General features: G+C 69.0%; 8 protein-coding genes. 1 reads left to right on the top strand and 7 read right to left on the bottom strand.

Annotated elements, in window-relative coordinates; translation table 11 throughout:
* Positions 1 to 90 precede the first annotated feature (90 nt).
* The 5 genes from L995_RS25065 to mltG all read right to left on the bottom strand — a co-directional run bounded on the left by L995_RS25065 (position 91) and on the right by mltG (position 4,285).
* On the bottom strand, positions 91 to 897 hold the full coding sequence (locus L995_RS25065; RefSeq protein ID WP_016446820.1) for a TatD family hydrolase: 807 nt from the start codon (positions 895 to 897) through the stop codon (positions 91 to 93).
* Positions 898 to 993: 96 nt separating this feature from the next.
* Complete coding sequence (locus tag L995_RS25070) at positions 994 to 1,353, bottom strand: PilZ domain-containing protein (RefSeq protein ID WP_016446819.1); 360 nt, start codon at positions 1,351 to 1,353, stop codon at positions 994 to 996.
* Positions 1,354 to 1,481: 128 nt separating this feature from the next.
* On the bottom strand, positions 1,482 to 2,531 hold the full coding sequence (locus L995_RS25075; protein ID WP_034363947.1) for a DNA polymerase: 1,050 nt from the start codon (positions 2,529 to 2,531) through the stop codon (positions 1,482 to 1,484).
* Positions 2,528 to 3,214 carry a dTMP kinase gene (tmk, locus tag L995_RS25080; protein WP_016446817.1) on the bottom strand — a complete coding sequence of 229 codons (687 nt, stop codon included), beginning with the start codon at positions 3,212 to 3,214 and terminating at the stop codon, positions 2,528 to 2,530. Before tmk ends, L995_RS25075 begins: the two co-directional genes overlap by 4 nt.
* A gap of 69 nt (positions 3,215 to 3,283) precedes the next feature.
* On the bottom strand, positions 3,284 to 4,285 hold the full coding sequence (mltG, locus tag L995_RS25085) for an endolytic transglycosylase MltG (protein WP_082001625.1): 1,002 nt from the start codon (positions 4,283 to 4,285) through the stop codon (positions 3,284 to 3,286).
* A 46-nt stretch (positions 4,286 to 4,331) separates the two neighbouring features.
* On the opposite strand from mltG, the gene ygfZ reads away from it, so the two are divergent.
* Positions 4,332 to 5,279 carry a CAF17-like 4Fe-4S cluster assembly/insertion protein YgfZ gene (ygfZ, locus tag L995_RS25090; protein ID WP_047474069.1) on the top strand — a complete coding sequence of 316 codons (948 nt, stop codon included), beginning with the start codon at positions 4,332 to 4,334 and terminating at the stop codon, positions 5,277 to 5,279.
* Between the two features lie 35 nt (positions 5,280 to 5,314).
* Here ygfZ and L995_RS25095 read toward each other — a convergent pair whose 3' ends face one another.
* Together L995_RS25095 and L995_RS25100 are read right to left on the bottom strand one after the other, a co-directional pair.
* Complete coding sequence (locus tag L995_RS25095) at positions 5,315 to 6,178, bottom strand: YbgC/FadM family acyl-CoA thioesterase (RefSeq protein ID WP_013802704.1); 864 nt, start codon at positions 6,176 to 6,178, stop codon at positions 5,315 to 5,317.
* A 46-nt stretch (positions 6,179 to 6,224) separates the two neighbouring features.
* Positions 6,225 to 7,097, bottom strand: an 873-nt coding sequence (locus tag L995_RS25100) for an alpha/beta hydrolase (RefSeq protein WP_047474070.1), incomplete at its 5' end; no start/stop codon positions are given.

The raw sequence follows: 7,097 nt of genomic DNA on the forward strand, positions 1-7,097 counted from the left end.
CACCGGCTGCAGCCACGGCCGTCAGGGCGCGGCCGGCCCGGGCCAGCCAGCGGCGACGGTCCACGCGGCCGACGGCCGCAGCATTCAGTCTCATGCGACAACCCCCTTGAAAAGCTGATCGAAGTTGGCACTGGTCAGGGCCGCCACCTCCTCGACCGGAATGCCGCGCACCTGTGCAATCTGCTGGGCCACGTACGGCACATACGACGGATTGTTGGTCTTGCCGCGATAGGGAACAGGCGCCAGATAAGGGCTGTCGGTCTCGATCAGCAGGCGGTCGGCCGGCACGAAGGCGGCCACGTCGCGCAGGTGCTGGGCGTTCTTGAAGGTGACGATGCCCGACATCGAGATGTAGTAGCCCAGGTCCAGCGCCGCGCGCGCGACCTCCATGGTCTCGGTGAAGCAGTGGAAGACACCGCCGGCCTGGCCTGCCGAGCCGTCCTCGCCTTCTTCGCGCAGGATGGCCAGCGTGTCGTCCGAGGCACTGCGGGTGTGGATGACCAGGGGCTTTTGCGTCTGGCGCGCCGCGCGGATGTGCACGCGAAAGCGCTCGCGCTGCCACTCCAGGTCGGCAATGGTGCGGCCGCCCTTGCGGTCTTCCATGCCGTAGTAGTCCAGGCCCGTCTCGCCGATGGCGACCACGCGCGCCAGCGCGGCGCGCTCCACCAGGTCGCCCACGCTGGGCTCGGTCATGTGTTCGGTGTCGGGGTGCACGCCCACGGTGGCCCAGAAGTTGTCGTGGTCCAGCGCCAGCTGGTGCACATCGCCGAACTCCTCCATCGTGGTGCAGATGCACAGCGCGCGGGTGACACGCGCGGCCGCCATGGCCTCGCGGATCTCGGGCAGGCGGCTTTGCAGCTCGGGGAAGTTCAGATGGCAGTGGGAATCGGTAAACATGGAATCTCGTGGTTCAGAAACAGCCATGCCGACCCGGGAGCTGTCCTCCCTGTCGGCATGCATGGCAGGCAGGTGCACCTGAAACAGGTGCAGCCATCAGACCGTCTGCGTGGCCTTGTCCGAGCTCAGCGCCGCGCCCAGGATGTTCTCGATCTTGGCCTTGAGCTCGGCGGATTTCTCGTCCTTGGGAAACTGTATGCCTATGCCCTGCGTGCGGTTGCCCGAGGCGCGTGCGGGCGTGATCCACGCCACGCGGCCGGCCACGGGATAGCGCTGGGGCTCGTCGGGCAGGGTCAGCAGCACGTAGACATCATCGCCAAGACGGTACTCACGCTGCGTGGGCACGAAAACGCCCCCTTCGGCGAACATGGGAATGTAGGCGGCGTACAGCGCGGCCTTTTCCTTGATCGCCAGTTGCATCACGCTGGGACGGGGTGTGGAGGGTGCGGTGCTCATGGATGGTTTGCAGACATTGGTTCGGTGAGCGGCCGGCGCAATCGGCACCGGGCCCAGGGCCGTAGGTTAACAGGCCGGGCTTTCATGTGGCGAAAAGCGCCTGGCCATGTTCTCCCGTGCCCCGCCCTTCATGCCCGGCGCTGGCGGGCAGGCTGGCCGGACATGAGCACGCGCCGCGCCTCTGCGGCCAGGGCTTCTGCCATGAGGCCTGCGTTGAAGGGATGGTCGGCCGTGCGCGCGGCCTGGGCCAGGGTTCGCGACCATTCGGAAAGCAGGCCTATGTCCAGCGGCCGCGAAGGCAGGTCGGCCGGCGTGAAGTAGCGCGGCGCGGCGCCTGCGGCCAGTGCCATCAGGTCGTGGCAGATCTTTTGCAAGGCCTCCACGGCATGGGGCGGCGCGTAGGCGGCCAGGGCCGCCACATCGCCCTTGGCCAGCGCACGCGGCAGCTGTGACCACGACGCCATGTCGCTGCCGCCACCGCTTTGCGCCAATGCCAGTGCATCGCCGGGCCGCCCGCCTGCTGCGCGCAGCGCCACGGCGGCCGCTTCAGGGGGCACGCCCTGCGTGTCCAGCCAGGAAAGGGCCTCTTGCTGATCCGGCCAGGCCATGGTGTGGATCAGGCAGCGGCTGCGAATGGTGGGCAGCAGCTGGTGCGATGCCTCGCTGGCGAGCACGAAACGCGCATCGCCGGGCGGCTCCTCCAGCGTCTTGAGCAGCGCATTGGCCGTGATGGCATTCATCTGCTCGGCCGGATAGACCAGCACGGCCTTGCCGCGCCCGCGCGCACTGGTGCGCTGGCAGAACTCCACGGCGTCGCGCATGGCCTCGACACGGATTTCCTTGCTGGGCTTGCGCTTCTTGTCGTCGATGTCGGCCTGGGCCTTCTCGGGCAGGGGCCAGCCCAGCGCCATCATCTGCACCTCGGGCATGAGCACGCACAGGTCGGCATGGGCGCGCACGTCGATGGCGTGGCAGCTGCCGCAGTGGCCGCAGGCCCCCTGGGGCGACGGCGACTCGCACAGCCAAGCACGCACCAGTGACAGCGACAGCGCGTACTGCCCCAGGCCCGAAGGCCCCTGCAGCAGCCAGGCATGGCCGCGCTGTGCGAGCAGGCGTGTGCGCTGTTCGGCAATCCAGGAGGTGTCGGTCTCGGCCGGCTGTGGCAGGGCTTCGTTCATGCCGCACCTCCCTGGCCGCCGACCATGATGGCCAGCCAGCCCCGGCGCACCATGACCTGCGTGATCTGCTGCCAGACCGCATGCCGGCTGGCGTTGGAGTCGATGCGGGCAAAGCGCTGAGGCGCTGCTGCAGCGCGCGACGCATAGCCCTGGGCCACGCGGGCGAAGAAGCTGCCGGGTTCGGACTCAAAGCGGTCCGGCACGCGGGCCGAGGCCAGGCGCTCGGCGGCCACCTCGGCGGGCAGGTCGAACCAGAGCGTCAGGTGGGGCTCGCGCAGCAGATCGGGCTGGGGGGCGGTGCCCGTCTGCACCATGCGCTCCAGCGTGGCCAGCGGCTGCAGGTCGAAGCCACGGCCTGCGCCCTGGTAGGCAAAGGTGGCATCAGTGAAGCGGTCGCAGAGCACGACTTCGCCGCGCGCCAGCGCGGGCTCGATCACCTGCACCAGGTGGTCGCGTCGCGCGGCAAAGGCGATCAGCGCCTCGGTCAGCGGGTCCATGGCGTCGTGCAGCATCAGCGCGCGCAGCTTTTCGGCCAGCGGCGTGCCGCCGGGCTCGCGCGTGAGCGTCACCGTGCGGCCCTGGTCACGGAAAGCCTGGGCCAGCGACGCGATGTGCGAGGACTTGCCGGCGCCATCGATGCCTTCGAAGCTGATGAACAGGCCGGCGGGGGTTGCATTGGTCATATGGAAAGAGAGGATACGCAAGCGCCGCGGGAACCGCAGCAGCCCTGGGGAATATCTCAGTGCTTTTGCTCAGGGCTTTTGCTGGCCGCGCTGGTAGCGGTTGACGGCGCGGTTGTGCTCGTCCAGCGAGGCACTGAAATGGCTGGTGCCGTCTCCGCGCGCCACGAAATACAGCGCCTTGGTCTGGCTGGGCTGCACGGCGGCCATGAGGGCAGCCTTGCCGGGCATGGCGATGGGCGTGGGCGGCAGGCCCGCGCGGGTGTAGGTGTTCCAGGGCGTGTCGGTCTGCAGGTCGCGGCGGCGCAGGTTGCCGTCGAATTTCTCGCCCAGGCCGTAGATCACGGTGGGATCGGTCTGCAGCAGCATGCCGATGCGCAGGCGGTTGGTGAACACGCCTGCGATCTGGGCACGGTCGGCCGCGCGGCCGGTTTCCTTCTCGACGATGCTGGCCAGGGTCAGGGCCTCGTCGGGGCTCTTGAGTGGCGTGTCGGCCGAGCGCAGCGCCCAGACATCGGCCAGGCGCCGGTCCATGGCATGCAGGGCCCGGCGCAGCACGGCCAGGTCGGAGCTGCCCTTGGCGTAGGTATAGGTATCGGGGAAGAAGCGGCCCTCCGGCGCCACCCCGGGACGGCCCAGGGCCTGCATCAGGGCCGCATCGTCCATGCCCGCGCTTTCCTGGCGCAGGAATTCCTCGCGGGCCAGGGCTGCGCGCACCTGGCGCCAGTTCCAGCCCTCGACCAGGGTCAGCGCCTTGAGCGATTCCTCGCCACGCGCGAGCTTTTGCAGCAGCACATAGGGGGTCAGGCCCGTGGTCAGTTCATAGTTGCCGGCCTTGATCTGCCGGTCCTGGCCCGAGACGCGGAACCAGGCGTACAGCAGCCGCGCATCGGTCTGCACCCCGGCCTTGACCACTTCGCGGGCGACGCCGCGCGGCGTGGTGCCGGGTTCGACCTCCAGCTCCAGCGTGGGCTGGGACAGCTGCAGGGGCTGGTTCAGCCACCACCAGCCGGCACCGGCCAGCACGGCTGCCAGCACCAGCAGCATCATCAAAGCGCGAAAGATAAAGCGCACAACCTCGGTCCAAGCAAGCAATAGAGCGGCTGATCATAATTCAGCCATGACCCAGCCTTTACTGAACGGCATCGCCCCCGTTTCCCATCTCGGCGTGATACGCGCCCTCGGCGAAGACGCCGCCCCATTCCTGCATGGCCAGCTGACCAACGACTTCGCGCTGCTCGATCTGCAGCATGCGCGTCTGGCGGCGTTCTGCACGGCCAAGGGCCGCATGCTGGCCAGCTTCATCGGCTTCAAGCGCAGCAAGGACGAGATCCTGCTGCTGTGCGACCGCAGCCTGCTGGCACCCACGCTCAAGCGCCTGTCCATGTTCGTGCTGCGCGCCAAGTGCAAGCTCAGCGATGCCACGGCCGACTTCACCCTGCTTGGCCTGGCTGGCGATGCCGCCGTGCAGGCCCTGGGCGCGGCCGCCGCACCCTGGACCAAGACGGACGACGGGGCAGCCAGCCTGATCGCCCTGCACCCGGCCGCCGGCCAGCCGCGCGCCCTGCGCGTGGCCCCTGTCGGTGCGCCCCTGCCCGAAGGCCCCGCACTCAGTGAGGCCGATTGGCTCTGGAGCGAAGTCGCCAGCGGCATCGCCACGCTGTCGGCACCCGTGGTCGATGCCTTCGTGCCGCAGATGCTCAACTACGAATCGGTGGAAGGCGTGAACTTCAAGAAGGGCTGCTACCCGGGCCAGGAGGTGGTGGCCCGCAGCCAGTTCCGGGGCACGCTCAAGCGCCGCGCCTACATCGCCCATGCCCAGCAGCCGCTGGCAGCCGGCATGGAAGTCTTCACGCCCGAGGATCTGGAGCAGGCCACCGGCACCGTGGTCCAGGCCGCCCCGGCGCCCGGCGGCGGCTGGGACGCCATTGTCTCCATGCAGATCAGCTCGGCTGAGCAGCGCCTGCTGGCCCACGCCGCCCTGGGCGAGGGCCAGCGCGCCGATGCCGCGCAGGCCGTGGCGCTGCAACTCAAGCCCCTGCCCTACGCGCTGCGCGAGGACATTTGAGATTTGGGCCTTGCACCGCCTGAGCTGCCTGCAGCTCAGGCGGTGAGCACTTTCCTCATGGTGATGTGGGGAATGCCGGCCTCTTCATAGGGCTCGCCCTCGGGCGTGAAGCCCGCGCGCAGGTAGAACGACTCGGCATGGCGCTGCGCGTGCAGCACGACTTCGCGGTCGCCGCGCTGGCGGGAGGCCTCCACCAGGCTGTCCAGCACGATGCGGCCCCAGCGGCCGCCGCGCACGCTGCGGTCCACGGCCATGCGGCCGATCCTGCCCGCGCCGGGGCTGTCGCTGACCAGGCGGCCGGTGGCAATGGGCTGGCCCAGGCCGTTGTAGACCACGGCGTGGCGGGCCACGGGGTCGAACTCGTCGATCTCGATCTCGCGCGGCACGCCCTGCTCGTGCACGAACACGGCCAGGCGCAGGCGCTCGGCGTCGCGGCCCAGGTCGTTCCAGCTGCCCGATGCCACACGCACCACGCTCTGGCCGGCCTCATAGGCGGTGAGCACGTCGCGCAGCTGCTGCGGCACGGGCAGCGGCTGGCGCGTGGTGGCATCGGCGAACACATAGACCAGTTCCACGGTGTTGAGCAGTTCCATGCCGCGGAAGATGCCGGCCTCGAACAACAGCGAGGTATTGCCCTGCCTGGCACAGCGTATGCCCACATGCAGCACGTCGCCCAGCGTGGCCGATGCGTGGTAGGTGGTGGTGGCCTTCTTGACGAACAGCTCGCCGCCCAGGGCCGCGAAGGATGACTCATAGGGCATGCCCAGCTGGCGCCAGTAGTCGGTGACGGCCACGTCGGCGTACATCAGGTAGTGGGCGTTGAAGACGATCTTCTGGGCGTCCACTTCGGACCAGCGCACTTCGATGCGTTGCAGCGTGCGGAAATCTTGGCGTTGCATGGGTTTTTCTCTCCTGTTGTCTTGGGTGTCTTGGGTGCCCTGGCTCTCAGGCCGCAAAGGCGTCGGCCAAGGCGCGCGCCATGTCGGCATGTGCACGGCGCGCTTCGGCAATGGCGCGGCCCATCTTGACGAATTCATGGGTCACGCCCCGGTAGATCTCCAGATCCACGGGCACGCCCGACATGCGCAGCTTGTCGGCGTATTCCACGCCCTCGTCCACCAGCGGGTCGCATTCGGCCAGGCCTATCCAGGCCGGGGCCACGCCGTCCACGTCAGGCGCCAGCAGCGGGGCGAAGCGCCAGTCCTCGCGGTCGGCAGGGCTGTTGAGGTACTGGGCGAAGAACCAGGTGATGGCGGGCTCGTCAATGACCAGCCCGTGGGCGAAACGGCGGTGCGAGTCGGTGTCCTGGTGGGCCGTCGTGCCCGGGTAGATCAGCAGTTGCAGGGCCAGCTTCAGGCCTGCATCGCGCGCATGGATGGCGCAGGCTGCGGCCAGCGTGCCGCCCGCGCTGTCGCCGCCCACGGCAAGGCGTGCAGGGTCGGCGCCCAGCAAGGCGCCCTGCGAAGCCAGCCATTGCAGCGCATCCCAGGCGTCGTTGTGGGCCGTGGGGAATTTGTGCTCTGGCGCGCGCCGATAGTCCAGCGAGACCACCATGGCGCCCGACAGATGGGCCAGCTGGCGGCACAGCACGTCGTGCGTGGCCACGCTGCCCACGGTGAAGCCGCCGCCGTGCAGGTACAGCAGCACGGGCAGGCCCGTGGCCGGCGTCTGGCTGCGCTCCACGGGCGCATAGAGCCGCGCAGGCAGCAAGGCGCCATCGCGCGCGGGAATCTGCAGGTCCTCGACACGCGGCAGGACGGGCTTGGGAATTTCGAGCACGCCGGCGCCCGCCTCATAGGCGGCGCGCGCACCCTCGGC

The organism is Delftia sp. ZNC0008, from assembly GCF_000799035.1.
Lineage (GTDB): Bacteria > Pseudomonadota > Gammaproteobacteria > Burkholderiales > Burkholderiaceae_C > Comamonas > Comamonas tsuruhatensis.

What these genes read in the sequence shown, in the direction of transcription:
- L995_RS25095 (WP_013802704.1), bottom strand. Translation starts at nt 6,178, where the DNA reads ATGCAACGCCAAGATTTCCGCACGCTGCAACGCATCGAAGTGCGCTGG.
- ygfZ (WP_047474069.1), top strand. Translation starts at nt 4,332, where the DNA reads ATGACCCAGCCTTTACTGAACGGCATCGCCCCCGTTTCCCATCTCGGC.
- L995_RS25070 (WP_016446819.1), bottom strand. Translation starts at nt 1,353, where the DNA reads ATGAGCACCGCACCCTCCACACCCCGTCCCAGCGTGATGCAACTGGCG.
- L995_RS25065 (WP_016446820.1), bottom strand. Translation starts at nt 897, where the DNA reads ATGTTTACCGATTCCCACTGCCATCTGAACTTCCCCGAGCTGCAAAGC.
- tmk (WP_016446817.1), bottom strand. Translation starts at nt 3,214, where the DNA reads ATGACCAATGCAACCCCCGCCGGCCTGTTCATCAGCTTCGAAGGCATC.
- L995_RS25075 (WP_034363947.1), bottom strand. Translation starts at nt 2,531, where the DNA reads ATGAACGAAGCCCTGCCACAGCCGGCCGAGACCGACACCTCCTGGATT.